This window comes from Streptomyces sp. NPDC006259 (genome assembly GCF_042870975.1).
Classification (GTDB): Bacteria; Actinomycetota; Actinomycetes; order Streptomycetales; family Streptomycetaceae; genus Streptomyces.
This window is the reverse complement of the sequence record NZ_JBIAHY010000001.1, coordinates 41,417-61,416: the sequence shown is the minus strand read 5'-3', so window position 1 is coordinate 61,416 and position 20,000 is coordinate 41,417. Positions and strand designations below refer to the sequence as shown.

The following is a 20,000-nucleotide window of genomic DNA, read 5'->3' as shown; positions in this document are numbered from 1 at the left end:
CCTCACTCAGGGTGTCCACGCCCTGGTTCGACGAGACCGGCGACGAGAGTTCCTGGCTCCCGGGGTTTTCACCCCCGGTGACAGTGGCGGGACCGCGCCGGATTCACACCGGCTTCCTCTTCTGACGCCGTACATGGCCCCGGCAGTCCACCATGGTCCCGGAAGGGCCGTCAACTCGCCGTTGACCTGCGACAGCACAGTGTGCAGAACCCCACATGCCTCCGGTCACGGCCGTCACGCACACGTGGGGCGCGGGACGGTGATCCGTCCCGCGCCCCACGTGTGCGTGTGCGTGCCGTCCGTCAGGCAACGATCAGCGAGATCCCGTACGCCACCGCCGCGGCGCACGCCGCGAAGCACGCGTAGGCGCCGGTGACCGCCAGGGTGGCGGAACCGCCCTCGGCCGTCGCCCGCTCGCGGCGGGACAGGCCCATGATGCCGAGCGTGAACAGGGCCACGAGGGCCACCGTGATGAGGAGGCTGACGCCGAAGACGGAGCCGAGAGCCGCCCAGTCGATCTTCATGCTGCTTCTTCCTTCGTACCGGTGGGGGCGGGGCTCAGACGGCGGTGACGGTGGGGGTGGCCGGCAGGGCCGGTTCCGCCACGGGCGCGGGGATGGTGGCCGTCAGGTCGTCGGTGACGGTGCCCGCCGGGGGCGGGGCCACGGCGGCGATGGCGGCGGTCACCACGCCGGCCGGCTCCTCGTCGACGTCGACGACGTTGGTGTGGTCGACGACCTCACGGCGCGAGAGCTTCCAGATCGCGGCGCTGGAGGCGATGAGGAACACCGCGACGAGCGCCGTGCCCCAGCTGCCGAAGCCGGTCACGTACTCGGCGAGGGCGGCCACCAGGGCCGCGGCCGGCAGCGTCAGGCCCCAGGCGACGAACATCCTGGTGGCGGTCGACCAGCGGACCACCCCGCCCTTGCGGCCCAGACCCGCGCCCATGACCGAGCCGGAGACCGAGTGCGTGGTGGAGAGCGAGAAGCCGAGGTGGGAGGAGGCCAGGATGACGGTGGCCGCGCTGGTCTGGGCGGCGAAGCCCTGCTGCGGCTGGAGGTCGGTCAGGCCCTTGCCCATGGTGCGGATGATGCGCCAGCCGCCGAGGTAGGTGCCGAGCGCGATCGCCAGACCCGCGGACAGGATGACCCACAGGGGCGGGTCGGAGTCGGGAGCGACGGCGCCGCCGGCGACCAGGGCGAGGGTGATGATGCCCATCGTCTTCTGCGCGTCGTTGGTGCCGTGGGCCAGCGAGACCAGACCCGCGGAGGCGATCTGGCCGGTGCGGTAGCCCTTCGCGGCGGCCTTGCCGTCGGCCTTCCTGCCCAGCGTGTACGACAGCCGGGTGGCGAGCATCGCGGCGACGCCCGCCACGATCGGCGCGGCGATCGCCGGGATCAGGACCTTGGTGACCAGCACCTCGCCGTGGACCGCGCCGACACCGGCCGAGGCGATGGTGGCGCCGATGAGACCGCCCATCAGGGCGTGCGAGGAGCTGGACGGCAGCCCGACCAGCCAGGTCACCAGGTTCCAGAGGATCGCGCCGACCAGGGCGGCGAAGATGACCTCGGGACGGATGCCGGTCTCGTCGACGAGACCCTTGGAGATCGTGTTGGCGACCTCCACGGAGAGAAAGGCGCCTACAAGGTTCAGAACGGCGGACATGGCCACCGCGACCTTGGGCTTGAGCGCACCGGTCGAGATGGTGGTGGCCATCGCGTTGGCGGTGTCGTGGAAACCGTTCGTGAAATCGAACGCGAGTGCGGTTACTACCACAATCGCGAGGATCAGCGAGAAGCTTTCCATGTACCCAGGCAATCGTTCGAGGTCATTGGCAGGATGAACGTAGGGAACCCGAGTGAACGGAAGGTGAACTGGGGCGGGCATCACGGTGTCCACAATCGGCGGGAGGGATTCCGCTCCGCCTCGACACCCCGGACGCCGCACGGGCCGCGGTCCCGGGCCCCGTTCTCCGAGGGTCCCGAGGGGCCCTGAGTGAGACGTCGGTCACCTGGCAGGATCGGGGCATGACCGACCAGCGGCGCGCCACCGGCGACAGCACCCGAGACCTCCGCGGCGAGGACGTCGCACACGCCTGGGAACAGCTCGTGGCGACGGCCCGGCGCACCGTCGCCGACCGGCTCGTCGTCGGCACCTCCGGCAACGTCTCCGTCCGCGTGGGGGACCTCGTCCTGGTCACGCCCTCGGGTGTCCCCTACGACCGCCTCACCCCCGACGACGTCACCGGCGTCGACCTCGACGGCCGACAGGTCCTCGGCACCCTCACCCCGACCAGCGAACTGCCCATGCACCTCGCCGTCCACCGCACCACCGACGCCCGCGCCGTCGTCCACACCCACGCCGTGCACGCCACGGCCGTCTCGACCCTGGTGACCGAACTCCCGCCGGTCCACTACATGACGGGCGCCCTCGGCGGCCCCGTCCGCGTCGCCCCCTACGCGACCTACGGCACCGAGGAACTCGCCCGCAACCTCCTCCACGCCCTCACCGGCCGCACGGCCTGCCTCCTCCAGAACCACGGCACCCTCACCTACGGCACCACCCTCGACCAGGCCTACGACCGCACGGCCCAGCTGGAATGGATGTGCCACCTGTGGCTGACCGCGGCGTCGGTCCCGGGCCACACCCCGAACCTGCTGACGGACGCCCAGGTGAGAGAGGCGGGGGAGAAGCTGAGCGGCTACGGCCAGACAGACGCGAGGTGAGGCCCTCGGGGGCAAGCGACGGGGCGACGGGCGGCTCCGCGGCGACCCGGTGGCTCCACCGTGTCGCGTGCGGGCCGGTGCGTGGCGTCAGGCGTGTCGCGGGCGGGCCGGTGGCGGCGCGTGTCGTGGGCGGGCCGGTGGCGTCAGCGTGTGGCGGACCGGCAGGTCGCGGTCAGCCACGGCGCCCCGGCCGGGGCGCACCGGTTCATCCGCCCGTGAAGGCCGCACCCCGGGCGCGACGGCCCGGCACCGCGCCGGCGGCCGCCCACCCGCGCCCCTCGGCTCTCCACCACTGGCCCTCAGGAGGATCGGCCAGGACACTGGACGAGTGCGCCCTGTCACCGCAACCACCGTCACCGCGACCGCCGTCACCGCAGCCGCGGCCCTCGCCGCCGGCGCCGCGAGCGTGGCCGCGGGCCGCCTCGCCAGCGACGCGGCGCTGAAGGCGTCGCCCGGCCGCCCCCTGCCCACCGAACCCCGGCTCACCGTGCACGGCACGGCCGCCGGCCAGGTGGTCCTCACCCGCCACCTCGCCGCCCTGCGCCCGGGCACCTACGGCCTCGCGGGCGACGGCTCCCAGGCGGTCGTCGGCCCCGTGCTCGCCACCGCCCCGCACTCCGCCGACACGGTCGTACGCCGTCTGGAGCGCGTCACCCACGGCACGCTCGGCGCGGGCGACGCGGTGTGGTTCACCCCGAACCTGTTCGTCGGCGACCCGAGCACCGCGCTCGGCCTCGACCACGCCGACGTCGACGTGCCCGGCGAGCTGGGCGCGCTGCCCGCCTGGTTCGTCCCCGGCGCCCGCTCCACCTGGGTCATCGCGGCGCACGGCCTGGGCACCACCCGCGAGCACGCCCTGAACCTGATGGGTTTCCTGCACCGGCGCCGCTTCCCGGTCCTCGCCCTCGCCCACCGCGGCGACCTGGGCGCGCCCCGCTCCCCGGACGGCCTCAACCACCTCGGCGAGACCGAGTGGCGCGACCTGGACGCGGCCATGCGGTACGCCGTCCGCTACGGCGCCGAACGCCTCATCCTGCTCGGCTGGTCCACCGGCGCCACCATGGCCCTGCGCGCCGCCGCCCGCTCGGGGCTGCGCCATCTCGTCTCGGGCCTGGTGCTGGACTCCCCGGTCCTGGACTGGCAGGCCACCGTGCGGGCGCTCGCCTCCGCCCGGCACACCCCGGGCGCGCTGCTGCCGCTGGCCGTCCGCGCCGCCGAGGGCCGTGCCGGCCTGAGTGCCGACGGGGTCGCCGACCCGGCCGTGCCCGCGGTGCCGACCCTCGTCCTCCACGGCCCCGACGACACCGTGGCCCCCTGGGAGGCCTCCCGTCGCTTCGCCGCCCGCAGCCCCGGCCTGGTCACCCTGCACCCCGTCCCGCACGCCCCGCACGCCGCCATGTGGAACCCCGACCCGGCGGCCTACGAGGAAGCGCTGCGACGTTTCCTGACCCCCCTCATGTGAGGCACCGCGGCGCACCGCGGCCGAGGCGGCCCCCGAAGTTCCGTTCACGGCTGTACCGCTGGCCTGAAAAAGCCTCCTCGCCCTTCCCCGGAGCCCCTGCCTTGGCCAGTCCCTTAGCCCCCCGTGACGTTCCGTTTGGGTTTTCGGACCGTCAACCGGAAGACTGCACCCGTGACGTCCCGTATCCCGCGCGACTCCAGGCTTCGACTCGTCCGCCCACGACCCCTGGCCGCCGCCCCCTCAGCTGTGAACCAGCGGCGCCCACGCCGCCCCGCACCCCGCCCGCCGGAGGGCACCCCCGCCCCGGCGGAGCTGGCCAGAATGGCGCGCTCCGGTCTGGCGCCCGCGGCCCGTGTCGCCCGCTGGGCCGACAACGCCCTGGGCCCCGGCCGGGACGCGGCCACCGACGACGGCAAGGCCACGCTCTCCGAGGCGACCGCCGAACGCGCGGCGGCGGACCTGGGTCTGAGCGCGGCTCAGGTCCGCGCCGACTGGGACACCGCCCGCCTGGCCGGCCTCGTCGAGGTGCACGGCGACAGTGCCCGCCCCGGCTGGCGGCTGCGTGCCTGGAACCGAGACGACAGCGCCGTCCTGCGCGGCTGGGTCGCCCTCTTCGACGCCTGGTCGCTGGCCACCCCGGAACCGCCCGACCAGGAACCCGGCGCGGTCGCCGAGGTCGTCTCGGCGATGCCGCAGGTGCTCTCCTTCCTCCAGCTGTCCGCCGGCCCCGTCCCCGTGGACCAGCTCCTCGACCTGCTGAGCCAGCGCGTCACCGAACTGCGCACCGAGCGCTGCGAGGTCCCCTACGGCCCCGTGGGCGCCGACACCACGACCCCCGGGCCGCCCGGTCCCTCCACCGACGCCGACCCGGCGGAGCCCGCCCACGCCGCCGCACTCGCCCCCCTGCTGGACTGGGCGCTGCACGCCCTCGCCTCGGTGGGCGCTCTCACCTGCGGTGACGGCCACGCCACCCTCACGCCGCTCGGCAGCTGGGCGGTCTGGGTCAAGCTGGAGCAGATCTGCGTCGCCGCGCAGAGCCCCGCCGGCAACATCGAGGTCTCCGCCGAGGAGATGCTCCGCGGCTGCGCCCAGCTCCGCCCGAACGCGGCCCGCGCCGAGTACCGCGCCTGGCTCGCCGCCCGCACCGTCGGCAGCGCCGTCGGCGAACTCCTCGCCGCCGCCCGCGGTGAGGACGCCCTGCTGCGCGGTCTCGCCTTCGAGGCGCTGCGCGTCGTCGGCGCGCCCGCCGAGCCCGACGTGCGCGCCGTCGTCGACGAGCCCGCCCTGCGGCCGTACGCCCTGCTGTGGCTGGCCGAGCACGACGGGGTGGACCCCGAGGACGCCCACGAGGTGCTCACCCGCCAGGAGGCCACCTGGCTGTGGGTGGACACCGCGGCCGCCGTCGCCGACCACGGGGAGGCTCCCATGCTGGTACGGCACCTGGAGTCCGCGCTCCAGCCGACCGTGCCCGCGCTGCTGGCCGAGGTCCGCTCCGTCGGGCACCCGCGCACCGTGCAGGTCCTGGTGGCGCTCGCCGCCGCGCACCCCGACCCGGCGCTGGCCAAGGCCGTCCGCCGGGCCGCCTTCCAGGTCCACACCGGGGGCTGATCCCGGCGCCGGACGTCAGCCCTGTATCTCGGGCGCGTACGTGCCGAAGCTCCAGATGTTGCCCCCGACGTCCCGGGCCATGTAGTCCCGCGAGCCGTACTCCTGGTCCGTCGGGGGCATCAGGATCTCCGCGCCGTGCTCCACGGCCCGCCGGTGGTGGGCGTCGACGTCGTCCACGACGACGTACACGCCGGCCGGGCCGGCGTCCCGCATCGCCGCGTCGAAGAGACCGCCGCGGCCCTTCGAACCGAGCATCACCGCGCCGTTGCCCTGCACCAGCTCGGCGTGGAGCACCGAACCGTCCTCGCCCTCGAACACCGACAGCTCCGAGAAGCCGAAGGCCTCCGTGAGCTGCCTGATCGCCGCCTTCGCGTCCCGGTACAACACCGTCGGGTAGATGCTCGGGCGCCCGCCGCTCGTGCCTGCCATGCCGACCACTCCCTTGTGACGCAGCGCGATTCCTGCCGGAGATGTCACTCACGGCCCAGTCTGGCAGCGACCACCGACAACGCCCCCGGAGCGGACCCGCGAGGTCGGCGCAAGGCGTCGGCCCTGTTCTCGTACAGCTACGGCGAACGGACATGTAGCGCGGGGTGAGGCTCGCGGCTGGACGGGGCGCGGCCGCGAGGCGGGGAACGAGCCGAACGCAGGCGACCGTCCCGACGGTCCTCACCGAGGTCCGGGGCGCCACGACCGCCGCGACCGCAGCCATGCCGTCCGGCATGGGCCGACGTTTCGCCGAACCGCCGGCGTGTCGCTCAGCGGGGCCTGAGTCCGTCGACGACGACGTCCAGCATGCGGTTCAGCTGGGGGCGCTGCTCGGGTGCGCCGGCCACGGAGAGCAGACCGGCGAGGATGCCGCCCACCTCGACCGGGTCGATGTCGCTGCGCAGTTCTCCTGCTGCGGCGCCGGCCTCGAGCACCATCGCCAGGACCTGCTGAACCTCGTCACAGACCGGTCCGGTGCCGAAGCGGCCGGAAGCGCTCATGGCGACCAGGGCCTCGCAGATGCCGCGTCGTTCGCCGGCCCAGTCGGCGAATCGGAGCATCCACGCGTGGAGGGCCTGTGCGGGCGGCTCGGTGGCCAGCAGGGTGCGCGCGTCCTCGCGCAAGGGGCGGATCTGGTCCCGGTAGACCTCTTCGACCAGATCCTCCCGGGTGGGGAAGTGTCGGTACAGGGTGGCGTTCCCCACTCCCGCGCGTTTGGCGATCGCGTCCAGCGAGATCGGGCGTCCGGAGGCGAAGGCTTCGGCGGCCGTGGCGATCAGCTGCTCGCGGTTGCGCTGCGCGTCGGCGCGCAGGGTGCTGCGTGGAGGGGTCATGACCTTCGCGATCGTGAGTGGCGGATGAGGCTCGGGAGCGATTCGGGGATGTCCCCGGTTCAGTGTACGGTGAGACAACCGGGGAGTTCCCCGATTACGGGTGGTCCCACCCACCCACCGCCTCAGCGACGAAGGGTTTGCCATGCCTACAGCGGTCATCACCGGGGGGACGACCGGGATCGGCAGAGCGACGGCCGAGCTGCTGCACGCCCGCGGCTACCAGGTCGCGGTCACCGGACAGAATCCCGAATCCCTCGCGCGGGCGCAGTCCGAGCTTCCCGATGACGTGCTCGTCGTCCGATCCGACGGGCGCGTGCTCTCCGACACCGACGCCCTGATGTCGGCGGTGTCGGCGCGGTTCGGATCGTTGGACCTGCTCTTCCTCAACGCCGGGATCCTCCGTCCGGCACCGGTTGCCGAGGTGACGGAGGAATCGTTCGACGAGCACGCCGACCTCAACTTCAAAGGCCAGTACTTCACCCTCCAAAAGGCCCTTCCCCTCATGAACGACGGCGGCTCGATCGTGCTGACCGTCGGCATCGGATCCCGTCGCGGCATCCCTGGCGCCACGGTGGGGGCGGCGACACGCGGCGCGCTGCTGGCCATGCTGCCCTCCCTCGCGCTCGAACTGGCCCCGCGCGGGATTCGCGTCAACGCCGTGAGCCCCGGGGCCACCGACACCCCGCTGCTCGACAAGCTGGGGGTGCCCGAGAGCGGCCGGGACGCCCTGCGCTCGAAGATCCCCCTCAAGCGCTTCGGAACCAGTCAGGAGGTCGCGGAAGCAGTCGCCTTCCTCGCCTCGGACGCCGCCGGCTACATCACCGGCCAGGACATCACCGTGGCCGGCGGCTACGGGCTCGGCGCCTGAAACCCGGGCGGGTCGACCACCGATCCGCATCTCTCGAACGCCACGAACCGCACCTCACAGGAGAACACGATGGCACTCACTCTCGACACCTATCGGCTGCTGGGCCGTTCCGGCCTCCGGGTCTCACCGCTGGCGCTGGGTACGGCGACCTTCGGCACCGAGTGGGGCTGGGGCGCCGAGCGCGACGAGGCGCGCAAGATCTTCGACCGCTACACCGAGCTCGGCGGCAACTTCTTCGACACCGCCAGCACCTACACCAACGGCAGCTCCGAGCGACTGCTCGGCGAATTCGCCCGCACCAACCGCGACAGGATGGTGCTGGCGACGAAGTACTCGACGCTGCGTCAGCCCGGTGACCCGAATTCCGGGGGTACCCACCGCAAGAGCATGCTGGCGTCGGTGGAAGCCAGTCTGCGGCAGCTGAACACCGACTACATCGATCTGCTCTACGTGAACGTATGGGACTTCAGGACGCCGGTGGAGGAGATCCTGCGGGGCCTGGACGACCTGGTGAGGCAGAGCAAGGTGCTGTACGTGGCGATCTCCAGCGCCCCGGCCTGGCAGGTGTCGCGCATGCAGGCGATCGCCGACCTGCGCGGCTGGGCGCCACTGGTCGCACTGGAGACCGAGTACAGCCTGATCGAGCGCACCGCGGAGCGTGACCTGATCCCGATGGCACGCGAGATGGGACTCGGCGTGGTCCCCTTCTCCCCATTGGGCGGCGGAGTGCTCACCGGCAAGTACAGCCGGGAGGACCGGAACCGGGCGGGCTCCGTTGTCGGCGAGACCGCCGGCAACCGCAAGAGCCTCAACGTCGCCCTGGGATGGGTCACCGACCGCAACCTTGCCATTGCCGACGCGGTGAAGCAGGTGGCCTCGGAGCTGGGCCGCACACCCGCCCAGGTGGCACTGGCCTGGGCCCTGAACGCCCCGGGCGTGACGGCACCCATCATCGGCGCCCGCACCGTCGCGCAGCTGGAGGACAACCTGGGTGCCCTACAGGTCGACCTCACTCCTTCCCAGCTGGCCCGCCTCGACGAGGTCAGCGCCATCGGGCTCGGCAATCCGCACGAGCTGCTCACCAGCGATCACATCCGCGCGGTCACCACAGGCGACATGAAGATCCAAACCCTGGGCTGATCCGCTTCATGAATGGCGACGTCCAGATGTATCGGCATGTACTCGATGAGGGAACGGAGCAACCTCGGTATGGGTAGGTACAGCGACAAGAATGTGGTGATCACGGGTGGCAGCAGCGGCATGGGGCTCGCGCTGGCGGAGCTGCTGGTGCAAGGCGGAGCCCGCGTGGTGATCACCGGCCGTTCCCGGGCCAAGCTCGACGCGGCCCGCGAACGGCTCGGCGAGAACGCCGTGGCCGTCCGGGCGGACGTGGCCGCACTGCCCGACCTGGATATGCTCGCCGGCCGTGTGAAGAGCGAGTTCGGCTCGATCGAGGCCTTGTTCGTCAACGCCGGCATCTCACCCCTCACGCCCCTCGAGTCGACGACCGAGGAGGTGTACGACGAGCTGTTCGCGATCAACGTCAAGGGCGCCTTCTTCACCGTGCAGAAGCTCGCCCCGCTGCTGAGCGCGAACGCCGGCATCGTCCTCACCACCTCGATCGCGAACGTCATCGGCATGGTGGACACCAGCGTCTATGCGGCCGGCAAGGCGGCGCTGCGCTCGATGGCCCGCACCTTCTCCCGCGAGCTGCTTCCGCGGGGAATCCGTGTCAATGCCATCAGCCCGGGTCCCATCGACTCGGGGATTCTCGAAACGATGAACTTGTCCGAGGAGGCCGCTGACCAGTTCAGGGCGGAACGGACCGCGAGCAACCCCATGAAGCGCTACGGCACCGTCGAAGAGTTCGCCGAGGCGGCCGCATTCCTCGCCTTCGACGCCACGTACACCACCGGCATCGAGCTGGCCGTGGACGGCGGTGAAACCCAGCTCTGAGTCGTCCACCGTGCCGTCGCCGTCCGCGCCGTGCCCGGTGTCGTCACCCGCGATCAGATCTTCAGCCGCGTTCGGGTCGTGTGACTGAGCCGGTCCGGCGTGCCGCGACGGAACCGCTTCTCGAAGTCCTTGATCGCCTTGCCCACCAGCCGCCGCACCTGCCCGCTGCCACCGCTGCCACCGCGCCGCCGATCCGTGCGTCCACGTCTCCCGCGTCTCCCGCGTCACCCGCCCAACCCGCCCCCGCCCCGCTCCTCGCGTCCGGCGAAGCACGGACGGTCTCCCAGGAGCCCGCCGCCGCCTCCCCGGCGCGGCCGGGCGGAACCGTGCAAGCCGCCTGCACAGAGCCACCTGCTCAGCGGCCTGCTCGGCCGTCGCGGAGGTCGCGCGACGTGGTGTGCGGGGACCATCTCCCCGCGCCGGTCCCGCCCGCGCGAGCCCGTACCGTCCAGCGCGCGCGGCACGCCGCCCGACCCCTCGCGCGCGGCGTGCCGCGAAGATCGAACACGCGCACCCAGAAAAAGTGCTTGCACGGCCCCGTTAGAATGGGGCCCATGGCCATTCTCCTCGCGCATTAGACGGCGGGAACGTCCTCAGCCGTCCATCCCGCCCCCACCCGCTCTGGAGTCTGTCCGTGATCTCCGCCTCCGGCATCGAGCTGCGCGCCGGTGCCCGCATCCTCATCGAGAACGCCTCCTTCCGCATCACCAAGGGCGACCGCATCGGTCTCGTCGGGCGCAACGGCGCCGGCAAGACGACGCTGACGAAGGTCCTCGCCGGTGAGGGCATCCCCGCCGCGGGCCAGGTCACCCGGTCCGGCGAGGTCGGCTACCTCCCGCAGGACCCCCGCACCGGAGACCTCGACGTCCTCGCCCGCGACCGCATCCTCTCCGCCCGCGGTCTCGACGTACTGATCCGCAAGATGCGCGACAACGAGCAGCGCATCGCCAACGGCTCGGGCGCCACCCGCGAGAAGGCCATGCGGCAGTACGAGCGCCAGGAGACGGAGTTCCTCACCAAGGGCGGGTACTCCGCCGAGGCCGAGGCATCCACCATCGCCGCCGCGCTCAACCTGCCCGACCGGGTGCTCGGCCAGCCCCTGCACACGCTCTCCGGCGGTCAGCGCCGCCGGGTCGAGCTGGCCCGGATCCTGTTCTCCGACGCGGACACCCTGCTCCTCGACGAACCGACGAACCACCTGGACGCCGACTCGATCGTCTGGCTGCGGGACTACCTCAAGACCTACCGCGGCGGCTTCATCGTGATCTCCCACGACGTCGACCTGGTCGAGACGGTCGTCAACAAGGTGTTCTACCTGGACGCCAACCGTTCCCAGATCGACGTCTACAACATGGGCTGGAAGCTCTACCAGCAGCAGCGCGAGGCCGACGAGAAGCGCCGCAAGCGCGAGCGGCAGAACGCCGAGAAGAAGGCCGCCGCACTGCACACGCAGGCCGACAAGATGCGCGCCAAGGCCACCAAGACGGTCGCCGCGCAGAACATGGCCAAGCGGGCCGACCGGCTGCTCGCCGGCCTGGAGGCGGTGCGGGCCTCCGACAAGGTCGCCAAGCTGCGCTTCCCGGAGCCCGCGCCCTGCGGCAGGACCCCGCTGATGGCCGAGGGTCTGTCGAAGTCGTACGGCTCGCTGGAGATCTTCACCGACGTCGACCTGGCCATCGACAAGGGCTCCCGCGTCGTCATCCTCGGCCTCAACGGCGCCGGCAAGACCACCCTGCTCCGTCTCCTCGGCGGCGTGGAGACGCCCGACACGGGCGAGGTGCGCCCCGGCCACGGACTCAAGCTCGGCTACTACGCCCAGGAGCACGAGACCCTCGACCCCGAGCGCTCGGTCCTGGAGAACATGCGCTCCGCGGCCCCCGACCTGGACCTCGTGGAGGTCCGCAAGGTGCTCGGCTCGTTCCTGTTCTCCGGCGACGACGTCGACAAGCCGGCCGGCGTCCTGTCCGGCGGCGAGAAGACCCGGCTGGCCCTGGCCACCCTCGTGGTCTCCTCGGCCAACGTGCTGCTGCTCGACGAGCCCACCAACAACCTCGACCCGGCCAGCCGCGAGGAGATCCTGGGCGCGCTGCGCACCTACAAGGGCGCGGTCGTCCTCGTCACCCACGACGAGGGCGCCGTGCAGGCGCTCCAGCCCGAGCGGATCATCCTGCTGCCCGACGGCGTCGAGGACCTGTGGGGCTCCGACTACGCGGACCTCGTCGCCCTGGCTTGATCGAATGAGTGATCCACGGCGTATGGATCATTCGGCCTACCGGTGATCCATCATCTGTGTGAGATCTCCTCGTATCGAGGTGTGTCCTGCATCGATCTCGCGGCCGACCCCTTTGTCGACAGGGGTCGGCCGTCGTGCGTCGCTGACCTGGTACTTCGCCGATGAACCCGTTCGGCCGTACGAACGCGCGTCACTGGAATGACAGGTTCCACTTGTGGGGACGCGCTCCTGTCGTCAAAACCCTGTCCCACGGACCTTGCCGAATGGGTGGCCATCGGGCCCCGGAGGGGTGATCATGAGGGGACCAGAGCGCACTTCCCACGAGGAGGCACGGGTGGCCGAGACTCTGAAGAAGGGCAGCCGGGTAACCGGCGCCGCGCGCGACAAGCTCGCGGCAGACCTGAAGAAGAAGTACGACTCCGGTGCGAGCATCCGGGCACTGGCCGAGGAGACCGGCCGCTCGTATGGCTTCGTGCACCGGATGCTCAGCGAGTCGGGCGTCACGCTGCGTGGGCGTGGCGGGGCGACACGCGGGAAGAAGGCCGCCTCATCCTGATCCGGGCGGCCCGACGGCTTCGATGGTGACCACCCGGTCGGTCTTCCGATCGGCCGGGTGGTTACTGTGCAGTCACTTAGCTGACCGCTAGCTGACCGCACCCATCGGAGGCGCCCCATGGCCACGCCCGACCAGGAACTCGTTCCCCTGCTCGACAAGGACGGCGTACGGCTCACCGTCGACGACGCACTCGCCACGGTGACGCTGACCAACCCCGCCAAGCGCAACGCGCAGAGCCCGGCGATGTGGCGCGCGCTGGCCGAGGCGGGTCGGCAACTGCCGGGCTCCGTCCGTGTGGTCGTGCTGCGCGGCGAGGGCAAGTCCTTCTCCGCCGGCCTCGACCGGCAGATGTTCACGCCCGAGGGGATCGAGGGCGAGCCGTCCTTCATCGATCTCGCACGCAGTGGCGACGCCGAACTCGACGGCGCCATCGCCGGGTTCCAGGAGGGCTTCACCTGGTGGCGGCGCAACGACCTGGTGTCGATCGCCGCCGTCCAGGGCCACGCCATCGGCGCGGGCTTCCAGCTGGCCCTCGCCTGTGACCTGCGCGTCGTCGCCGACGACGTGCAGTTCGCCATGCGCGAGACCGGCCTCGGCCTGGTACCGGACCTGACCGGCACGCACCCCCTCGTCTCCCTCGTGGGGTACGGCCGCGCCGTCGAGATCTGCCTGACCGGCCGCTTCGTGCACGCCCAGGAGGCGGTCGCCACCGGCCTCGCCAACGTCTCCGTGCCCGCCGCCGAGCTGGACCCGACGGTCCGTGAACTGGCCGCCGCGATCCTGGCCGCGCCGCGTGACGCGGTCGTCGAGACGAAGACACTGCTGCGCGGCGCCGGCGACCGGACGTACGACGAGCAGCGGGCGGCCGAGCGCGCCTCCCAGGCCCGCCGCCTGCGGGACCTCGCCGGCCTCGGAGAGTGAGCGCGACGGAGGAGTGAGCGCGGCGGGCCCGAGGCGCGGGGTGGGCCCCGGTGTGTGTGGCCGGGTGTGCGCCTCGTGCCCCATGCGCGTGGCGAGCCCGGCGCGGGTGCCGGGCGCGGCGTGCGTTCAGCGCGCCGAGGTCACCAGCACCGCCACGGTCGGCGGATCCGGCAGCGCGTTCCACACCGCCGCGCGTACCTCCCGGGCCACGTCCACCGCCCGGTGGTCGGCCCGCACGGCGATCTCCACCCGCGCGTGCAGCCGCGGCAGGGCGGCTGGTCCGTCCCGCCGCTCCTCCAGGCGCACCGCCCGTCCGAGCACGTCCGTCAGCGCGGACACCCCCGGCACCGAGAGAACGGCCTCGGCGACGCGCGCCTCGTCACCCTCCCGCGCCACCCCGGCCGACCGGGGCGGCGAGGGCGACCGCTCGAAGCCCGGCTCGGGCTCCGGCCCGGGCCCGGGTTCCGGCTCCGGCCGCTCCGCCTCCCCGTCGAGCAGCGCCGTCACCCGCAGGTCCACCTCGGCCACCACCAGCCCGAGCCGCTCCGCCGCCGCCACCGCCAGCACCGTACGCAGCCGGGCCGCGGTCGTCGGCAGGGGTTCGGAGGCCGCCGCCGCGAAGGCCGCCGTCACCCGCAAGGGCCCCGGAGGCAGCGCGCTCGGCGGCGCCGGCACCACCGGCTCGTACGTCCGCCCGGGATCCGCGACCGCGATCCGCAGCACGCCCAGGCGCACGCCGGGCAGCTCCCGTGCCGCCTCGCGCAGCACCGCGTCCGCCGCCTCCTCCGCGATCCACGCACCGTCCCGCGGTCCGCCCAGGGGGAGCAACCGGCCCAGTCCGATCTGTTCACGCACCGCGCGCGTCCATCTGTCCGCCGTCATTCCTCCAGCCTGCCGCATCCCTGGGGCGAGGTCGGCCCACCGCGCTTACGGTGGCAGGAGGACGACGACCGAAAAGGACGTACGGCGATGAGTGAGACGACCGAACAGAGCAGGACGCAGCTCCCGGACGGCGGCAACGAGACCGTGTCGACCCGGAAGACGACCAGGCGAGGCGGCGGAGACCCGGCGTCCCGCGGACGCACCACCATCGCCGACGGCGTCGTGGAGAAGATCGCCGGACTGGCGGCCCGGGACGTGGTCGGCGTGCACGCGATGGGCAGCGGCGTCAGCCGCACCTTCGGAGCCGTGCGCGACCGGGTGCCCGGCGGCACGAAGTCCGTCACCCGCGGCGTCAAGGCCGAGGTCGGCGAGGTGCAGACGGCCCTCGACCTTGAGATCGTGGTCGACTACGGCGTGTCCATCACCGAGGTCTCCAGGGACGTGCGCGAGAACGTCATCGCCGCCGTCGAACGGATGACCGGCCTCGAGGTGGTGGAGGTCAACATCGCGGTGAGCGACGTCAAGCTGCCCGAGGAAGAGGACGAGGAGCCGGAGTCCCGGCTCCAGTGACACACCGGCCACCGGGCGACCGGACCGCTGAAGGGAGTGCACCGTGAATCTGGCCGTGGTGGGCATGATCGCCGGCATGGCACTGGGCTTCGCCGGATACTTCGGCGGGTTCGGGGCCTTCCTGCTGGTGGCGGCGCTGGGCGCCGTCGGGTTCGTCGTCGGCCGGTTCCTCGAGGGGGACCTGGAACTCGGCGACTTCTTCCGCACGCGCGACGACCGGCGCCGGTGACCTCCGTGAGCGAGGGGCCCGGCGTGCCCGGCACCCGCCCGGCCGTCGTCCCGGCGGCGGAGCGGGGCGCCACCCGGATCGCCGACCGGGTCGTCGCGAAGGTCGCCGCGCAGGCGGCGCGCGAGGCCGTGGGGTCGCTGCCGCCCGACGCCGCCCGCCCGCACGCCACCGTGGTGGTCCATCACCACGCCGCCCACATCCGCGTCCACCTGGAACTCGGCTATCCGACCGACATCGGTCCGCGCTGCCATGCGGTGCGTCGTCATGTCACCGAGCGGGTAGGCGCGTTGGTGGGAATGGAGGTGCCGGAGGTCGCCGTCCAGGTGGAACGCCTGCACCTGGCGGCGGAGCACGGCGTGGTACACGGGAGGACGCCATGAGCGAGCCCCTGGGCTCCGAGGGCACCACACGACGACTGCCGGTTCTGGAGCGGGCGGTGGAGGCAGACGTACCCGCGCCCGAGCCCGGATCCGAGTCCGTCCCCGCGCCGAGCAGCGGGCGCTTCTGGTCGGCCCGCCGGGTCCCGGCGGCCGTCGTCGCGCTGCTGCTCGCCGCCCTCGCGGGCGTCCTCCTGTACGACATCGCCGCCGTGCGTGCCGACCGGCCGGCCCTGCACGTGCGCCGCGAGCTGGCGCGGCAGCTCGCACGACGACCCGTGGACGACACGTGGGTCCTCGTCGGCGCGGGCGTCGCCGCGGCCCTCGGCCTCTGGCTGATCCTGCTCGCCGTCACGCCGGGACTGCGCGACGTCCTGCCCATGCGGCGTCCCCACCCCGATGTCCGCGCCGGCCTTCACCGGGGCGCCGTCGGGCTGGTGCTGCGCGACCGGGCCGTCGAGGTCGCCGGCGTGCAGTCGGTCCACGTCCGCTCCGGGCGCCGCCGGGCCGACGTGCGGGCGGTCGCCCACTTCCGCGACCTGGACGAGGTGCGCGCCGACCTGGACGAGGTGCTCGGCGACGCCGTCCGCGGCCTGGGGCTCGCCCGGCCGCCGAGGCTGTCCGTGCACGTGCGCCGACCCGGACGGAAGGGATGACGACGATGCTCAGGACTGTCAACCGCGTGGCTCTGGGACTCGTGGGCCTCGTCCTGCTCGCCGTCGGCGGCGCCGTGCTCGCCGTCGGCCTGGGCGCCGACCCGCCCTCCTGGTGGATCCACGACGACCGGCACGACGTCCTGCTCAGCACCGCCGAGCGCACCCACTGGCGGGACGAGGGCTGGTGGTGGCCGACCGTCATCGCCGTACTGGCGGTGCTCGTCCTGCTCGCCCTGTGGTGGCTGGTCGCGGTCCTGCGCCGGCACCGTCTCGGCGAGGTCCTCGTCGACACCGGCGACGGCGCGGGCGCCCTGCTGCGCGGCCGGGCCCTGGAGGGCGTCCTGGCCGGCGACGCGGCCCGCCTGGACGGCGTGTCCCACAGCCACGCCCACCTCACGGGCCGCAGGGACGCCCCCGAGGCCCACGTACGGCTCCTGCTGGAACCGCACGTGGACCCCTCCGCGGCCCTGGACCACCTGACGCACGAGTCCCTGGCCCACGCACGGGAATCGGCGGCGCTGACCTCGCTCCCGGCGGAGGTCCGCCTGAGGACCGCCAAGCACAAGGCCGAACGCGTGAGTTGACGCCGGTCGGGGCGGACGCCGCTGGTGACCGGTTGATTCCGGTCACCGGTCGGGGGCAGGCGCCGCTGGTCCGGAACAGGCCCCGGCGCGGCCGGACGCAGCCCGGACGCAGCCCGGACGCGGGTCCGGAAACGCCTGTTGGCGTCGGCCTCAACCCGGAAGCCGACCGGGGACAGGTCCCCGCGGCCGGCCTGAACCCGGTCGCCGGTCGGGGGCAGCTCCGGCGCGGCCGGTCGGACCCCGGACGCGGAGCTGGAACAGGCCCGGTGGAGGCCGGTCTGCATCCGGTCACCGGTCGGGGGCAGCTTCGGTGCCGCCGGTCGGAGCCCGAGGCGGGTCCGGACAGGCCACGGTGGCCGCCGTCTGCATCCGGAGGCCGACCGGGGGCACGCCCGGTGGAGGCCGGTCTGAACCGGCCGCTGGTCCGGAACAGGCCCCGGCGCGGCCGGTAGGACCCCCGACGACGGTCCGGAGCAGGACCGGCGCGGCCGGTCAGAAGCCGTGTCGCATTCCGCCGTCCACGGGGACCATGATCCCGGTCAGATAGGAAGCGGCCGGGGACAGCAGGAAGGCCGCCACCCGCCCGAACTCCTCCGGCGCCCCGTACCGGCGCAGCGGAATCCGGGACTCGTTCGCCGTCCGGGTCGCCTTCGGATCGGCCGACAGCCCGTCCAGCTCGCGCACCCGGTCCGTGTCGATCCGCGCCGGCAACAGCCCCACGACCCGGATCCCGCGCGGCCCCAGCTCGTCGGCGAGCGACTTGGCGAACCCGGCCAGCCCCGGCCGCAACCCGTTGGAGATCGTCAGCCCCGGAATCGGCTCGTGCACCGATCCGGACAGCACGAACCCGATGACACCCCCGGGCCTCAGTTCGGCGGCGGCCGCCCGCGCCAGCCGCACGGCGCCGAGGAACACCGACTCGAACGCGGTCCGCCACTGTTCGTCCGTGGTGTCCGCGGCGAAGCCGGGCGGCGGCCCGCCCACACTCACCAGCACACCGTCGAAGCGGCCGAAGGCCTCCCGCGCGGCCGCGATCAGCCGCGCGGGCGCCTCGGGGTCGGCGTTGTCGACGGCGACCCCGACCGCCTCCGGCCCCAACGCCTTCGCCGCCTCGGCGGCACGCTCCGCGTCCCGTCCCGTGACGACCACCTTCGCGCCGTCCGCGACCAGCTCGCGCGCCGCGGCGTTGCCGAGGCCGCGGGTGGCCCCGGTGACGACGTACACCCGGTCCTTCAGTCCAAGATCCATGGCCCTATCCTGCCTGCTCGCCGCCGTACAGCGTGAGGGCGGTGTTGACGAGGCCGATGTGGCTGAACGCCTGCGGGTAGTTCCCCAGGTGGCGGCCGGCCTTCGGGTCGTACTCCTCCGCCAGCAGTCCCACGTCGTTGGCCAGCGCCACCAGACGGTCGAACAGCTCCCGCGCCTCCTGGACCCGGCCCGTCATGTGCAGGGCGTCCGCGAGCCAGAAGGAGCACGCCAGGAAGGCGCCCTCGTCACCGGGCAGGCCGTCGACCGCCTGCCCGGCGGTGCTGTAGCGGCGCAGCAGACCGTCGTGCCCGAGTTCCTCGCGGACGGCGTCGACGGTGCCGATCACGCGCGGGTCATCGGGCGGCAGGAAGCCGACGCGCGGGATGAGGAGCAGGGAGGAGTCCAGTTCGCGCGAGCCGTAGAACTGCGTGAAGGTGTTGCGCTCGGGGTCGTAACCCTTCTCGCACACCTCGTGGTGCACCTCGTCGCGCAGCGCCCGCCATGCCTCCACGTCGCCGTCGAGACTCGGGTACCGCTCCACCGCGCGGACGGCGCGGTCCGCGGCCACCCACACCATCACCTTGGAGTGCACGAACTGACGGCGGCCGCCGCGCACCTCCCACAGCCCCTCGTCGGGCTGGCGCCAGTTGTCGACGAGCCAGTTCATCAACGCGCACTGGAGCGCCCACATGTGCGGCTTGGGCGACATCCCCGAGACGCGGGCCAGCGACAGCGAGTCCATCACCTCGCCGTAGACGTCCAGCTGGAGCTGGGTCACGGCGCCGTTGCCGATGCGTACGGGACGGGAGTCGGCGTAGCCGGACAGCCACGGCAGCTCGCATTCGGGCAGTCGGCGCTCACCCGCCAGCCCGTACATGATCTGGAGGTCCGCCGGGTCGCCCGCGACGGCGCGCAGCAGCCAGTCCCGCCAGGCCTCGGCCTCCTCCCCGTAACCGGCCGCGAGCAGGACGCCGAGGGTGAGGGTGGAGTCGCGCAGCCAGCAGTAGCGGTAGTCCCAGTTGCGGATCCCGCCCATCTCCTCGGGCAGGGACGTGGTGAGCGCGGCGGCGATACCGCCCGTCGGCACGTAGGTGAGGGCCTTGAGGGTGATGAGGGAGCGGACCACGGCGTCCCGGTGGGGTCCGTCGTAGCGGCAGCGTCCCGACCACGCCCGCCAGTCCTCGACGCTGGCCCGCAGCGCGTCGTACGGGTCGATGAGCGGCGGGCGCGCGTGGTGCGAGGGGTGCCACGTGAGCACGAACGCGACCGTCTCGCCCGCGGCGACCGTGAACTCCGAGTGGGTGCCGAAGTCCTCGCCCCAGGTGTGCACCTCCGGCTCGCTGCGCAACCACACCGCGTCCGGCCCGGCGACCGCCACCCGGTGGCCGTCGACCCGGCGCATCCACGGGACGACCCAGCCGTAGTCGAAGCGCAGCCGCAGGGCGCTGTGGACGGTGACGCGGCCGCGCAGCCCTTCGACGATGCGTACGACGTCGGGTGCTCTGTCGCGCTGCGGCATCAGGTCGGTGACACGGATCGCGCCCTCGTCCGTCTCCCACTCGGTGTCCAGGACGAGCGTGTCGGGGCGGTAGGCGCGGCGGGTGCAGTGCTTCCCGTCGGCGCCCTTGGGCGCGATGCGCCAGTGGCCGTTCTCCTCGTCGCCCAGGAGCCGGGCGAAGCAGGCCCCCGAGTCGAAGCGGGGCAGGCACAACCAGTCGACCGAGCCGTCCATGCCGACCAGGGCCGCGGTCTGTTCGTCGCCGATGACGGCGTAGTCCTCGATGCGGGGGTGCACGGGGTGC

Annotated in this window: 21 protein-coding genes and 1 riboswitch; of the genes, 14 read left to right on the top strand and 7 right to left on the bottom strand. The window is 72.9% G+C overall.

The window, feature by feature from the left end; all coding sequences use genetic code 11:
* Positions 1-25: 25 nt before the first annotated feature.
* Positions 26-160, bottom strand: a riboswitch (cobalamin riboswitch).
* A gap of 142 nt (positions 161-302) precedes the next feature.
* Together ACFYO5_RS00315 and ACFYO5_RS00310 are read right to left on the bottom strand one after the other, a co-directional pair.
* A complete protein-coding gene (locus ACFYO5_RS00315) occupies positions 303-524 on the bottom strand; it encodes a hypothetical protein (RefSeq protein WP_356568176.1) in 222 nt (73 codons plus the stop codon).
* Positions 525-558: 34 nt separating this feature from the next.
* A complete protein-coding gene (locus ACFYO5_RS00310; RefSeq protein WP_388702538.1) occupies positions 559-1,806 on the bottom strand; it encodes an anion permease in 1,248 nt (415 codons plus the stop codon).
* 221 nt (positions 1,807-2,027) lie between these two features.
* On the opposite strand from ACFYO5_RS00310, the gene ACFYO5_RS00305 reads away from it, so the two are divergent.
* The 3 genes from ACFYO5_RS00305 to ACFYO5_RS00295 all read left to right on the top strand — a co-directional run bounded on the left by ACFYO5_RS00305 (position 2,028) and on the right by ACFYO5_RS00295 (position 5,796).
* Positions 2,028-2,726 carry a class II aldolase/adducin family protein gene (locus ACFYO5_RS00305; RefSeq protein WP_356568180.1) on the top strand — a complete coding sequence of 233 codons (699 nt, stop codon included), beginning with the start codon at positions 2,028-2,030 and terminating at the stop codon, positions 2,724-2,726.
* A gap of 328 nt (positions 2,727-3,054) precedes the next feature.
* Positions 3,055-4,188 carry an alpha/beta hydrolase gene (locus tag ACFYO5_RS00300; RefSeq protein WP_388702536.1) on the top strand — a complete coding sequence of 378 codons (1,134 nt, stop codon included), beginning with the start codon at positions 3,055-3,057 and terminating at the stop codon, positions 4,186-4,188.
* Positions 4,189-4,359: 171 nt separating this feature from the next.
* Complete coding sequence (locus tag ACFYO5_RS00295) at positions 4,360-5,796, top strand: hypothetical protein (RefSeq protein ID WP_388702535.1); 1,437 nt, start codon at positions 4,360-4,362, stop codon at positions 5,794-5,796.
* Positions 5,797-5,811: 15 nt separating this feature from the next.
* On the opposite strand, the gene ACFYO5_RS00290 is transcribed toward ACFYO5_RS00295, so the two are convergent.
* Together ACFYO5_RS00290 and ACFYO5_RS00285 are read right to left on the bottom strand one after the other, a co-directional pair.
* Entirely contained in the window at positions 5,812-6,225 is a 414-nt protein-coding gene (locus ACFYO5_RS00290; protein ID WP_356568186.1) for a VOC family protein, read from the bottom strand.
* Positions 6,226-6,554: 329 nt separating this feature from the next.
* Complete coding sequence (locus tag ACFYO5_RS00285; RefSeq protein ID WP_388702533.1) at positions 6,555-7,118, bottom strand: TetR/AcrR family transcriptional regulator; 564 nt, start codon at positions 7,116-7,118, stop codon at positions 6,555-6,557.
* A gap of 142 nt (positions 7,119-7,260) precedes the next feature.
* On the opposite strand from ACFYO5_RS00285, the gene ACFYO5_RS00280 reads away from it, so the two are divergent.
* From ACFYO5_RS00280 to ACFYO5_RS00255, 6 genes are all read left to right on the top strand, one after another.
* Complete coding sequence (locus tag ACFYO5_RS00280; protein ID WP_388702532.1) at positions 7,261-7,986, top strand: SDR family oxidoreductase; 726 nt, start codon at positions 7,261-7,263, stop codon at positions 7,984-7,986.
* A 69-nt stretch (positions 7,987-8,055) separates the two neighbouring features.
* On the top strand, positions 8,056-9,126 hold the full coding sequence (locus tag ACFYO5_RS00275; protein ID WP_388702531.1) for an aldo/keto reductase: 1,071 nt from the start codon (positions 8,056-8,058) through the stop codon (positions 9,124-9,126).
* A gap of 69 nt (positions 9,127-9,195) precedes the next feature.
* Positions 9,196-9,942: an SDR family oxidoreductase gene (locus ACFYO5_RS00270; RefSeq protein WP_388702530.1), complete on the top strand. Its 747-nt coding sequence runs from the start codon at positions 9,196-9,198 to the stop codon at positions 9,940-9,942.
* 634 nt (positions 9,943-10,576) lie between these two features.
* The gene (locus tag ACFYO5_RS00265) at positions 10,577-12,175 is read left to right on the top strand and encodes an ABC-F family ATP-binding cassette domain-containing protein (RefSeq protein ID WP_356568193.1); all 1,599 of its coding nucleotides are present in this window, start codon (positions 10,577-10,579) and stop codon (positions 12,173-12,175) included.
* Between the two features lie 334 nt (positions 12,176-12,509).
* A complete protein-coding gene (locus tag ACFYO5_RS00260; protein WP_004002281.1) occupies positions 12,510-12,731 on the top strand; it encodes a helix-turn-helix domain-containing protein in 222 nt (73 codons plus the stop codon).
* A gap of 117 nt (positions 12,732-12,848) precedes the next feature.
* The gene (locus ACFYO5_RS00255; RefSeq protein WP_356568195.1) at positions 12,849-13,652 is read left to right on the top strand and encodes an enoyl-CoA hydratase/isomerase family protein; all 804 of its coding nucleotides are present in this window, start codon (positions 12,849-12,851) and stop codon (positions 13,650-13,652) included.
* A gap of 126 nt (positions 13,653-13,778) precedes the next feature.
* On the opposite strand, the gene ACFYO5_RS00250 is transcribed toward ACFYO5_RS00255, so the two are convergent.
* Entirely contained in the window at positions 13,779-14,534 is a 756-nt protein-coding gene (locus ACFYO5_RS00250) for a nucleopolyhedrovirus P10 family protein (RefSeq protein ID WP_388702528.1), read from the bottom strand.
* An 87-nt stretch (positions 14,535-14,621) separates the two neighbouring features.
* On the opposite strand from ACFYO5_RS00250, the gene ACFYO5_RS00245 reads away from it, so the two are divergent.
* Genes ACFYO5_RS00245 through amaP form a run of 5 tightly spaced genes read left to right on the top strand, consistent with a single transcriptional unit; the run spans position 14,622 to position 16,950 of the window.
* A complete protein-coding gene (locus ACFYO5_RS00245; protein ID WP_356568199.1) occupies positions 14,622-15,104 on the top strand; it encodes an Asp23/Gls24 family envelope stress response protein in 483 nt (160 codons plus the stop codon).
* Between the two features lie 43 nt (positions 15,105-15,147).
* Positions 15,148-15,333, top strand: a complete 186-nt coding sequence (locus ACFYO5_RS00240; RefSeq protein WP_356568201.1) for a hypothetical protein — start codon at positions 15,148-15,150, stop codon at positions 15,331-15,333.
* Positions 15,330-15,713: a hypothetical protein gene (locus tag ACFYO5_RS00235; protein WP_388702526.1), complete on the top strand. Its 384-nt coding sequence runs from the start codon at positions 15,330-15,332 to the stop codon at positions 15,711-15,713. The genes ACFYO5_RS00240 and ACFYO5_RS00235 overlap by 4 nt, the downstream gene beginning before the upstream one ends.
* Positions 15,710-16,366, top strand: coding sequence for a DUF6286 domain-containing protein (locus ACFYO5_RS00230; protein ID WP_356568205.1), 657 nt, complete (start codon positions 15,710-15,712; stop codon positions 16,364-16,366). The genes ACFYO5_RS00235 and ACFYO5_RS00230 overlap by 4 nt, the downstream gene beginning before the upstream one ends.
* Entirely contained in the window at positions 16,363-16,950 is a 588-nt protein-coding gene (gene amaP / locus ACFYO5_RS00225; RefSeq protein ID WP_388702523.1) for an alkaline shock response membrane anchor protein AmaP, read from the top strand. Before ACFYO5_RS00230 ends, amaP begins: the two co-directional genes overlap by 4 nt.
* A gap of 492 nt (positions 16,951-17,442) precedes the next feature.
* Here amaP and ACFYO5_RS00220 read toward each other — a convergent pair whose 3' ends face one another.
* Positions 17,443-18,198 (bottom strand): SDR family oxidoreductase, encoded by a 756-nt coding sequence (locus ACFYO5_RS00220; protein WP_356568209.1) that lies wholly within the window; start codon positions 18,196-18,198, stop codon positions 17,443-17,445.
* A 4-nt stretch (positions 18,199-18,202) separates the two neighbouring features.
* Positions 18,203-19,993 carry a glycoside hydrolase family 15 protein gene (locus ACFYO5_RS00215; RefSeq protein ID WP_388702521.1) on the bottom strand — a complete coding sequence of 597 codons (1,791 nt, stop codon included), beginning with the start codon at positions 19,991-19,993 and terminating at the stop codon, positions 18,203-18,205.
* Between the last annotated feature and the right edge of the window lie 7 nt (positions 19,994-20,000).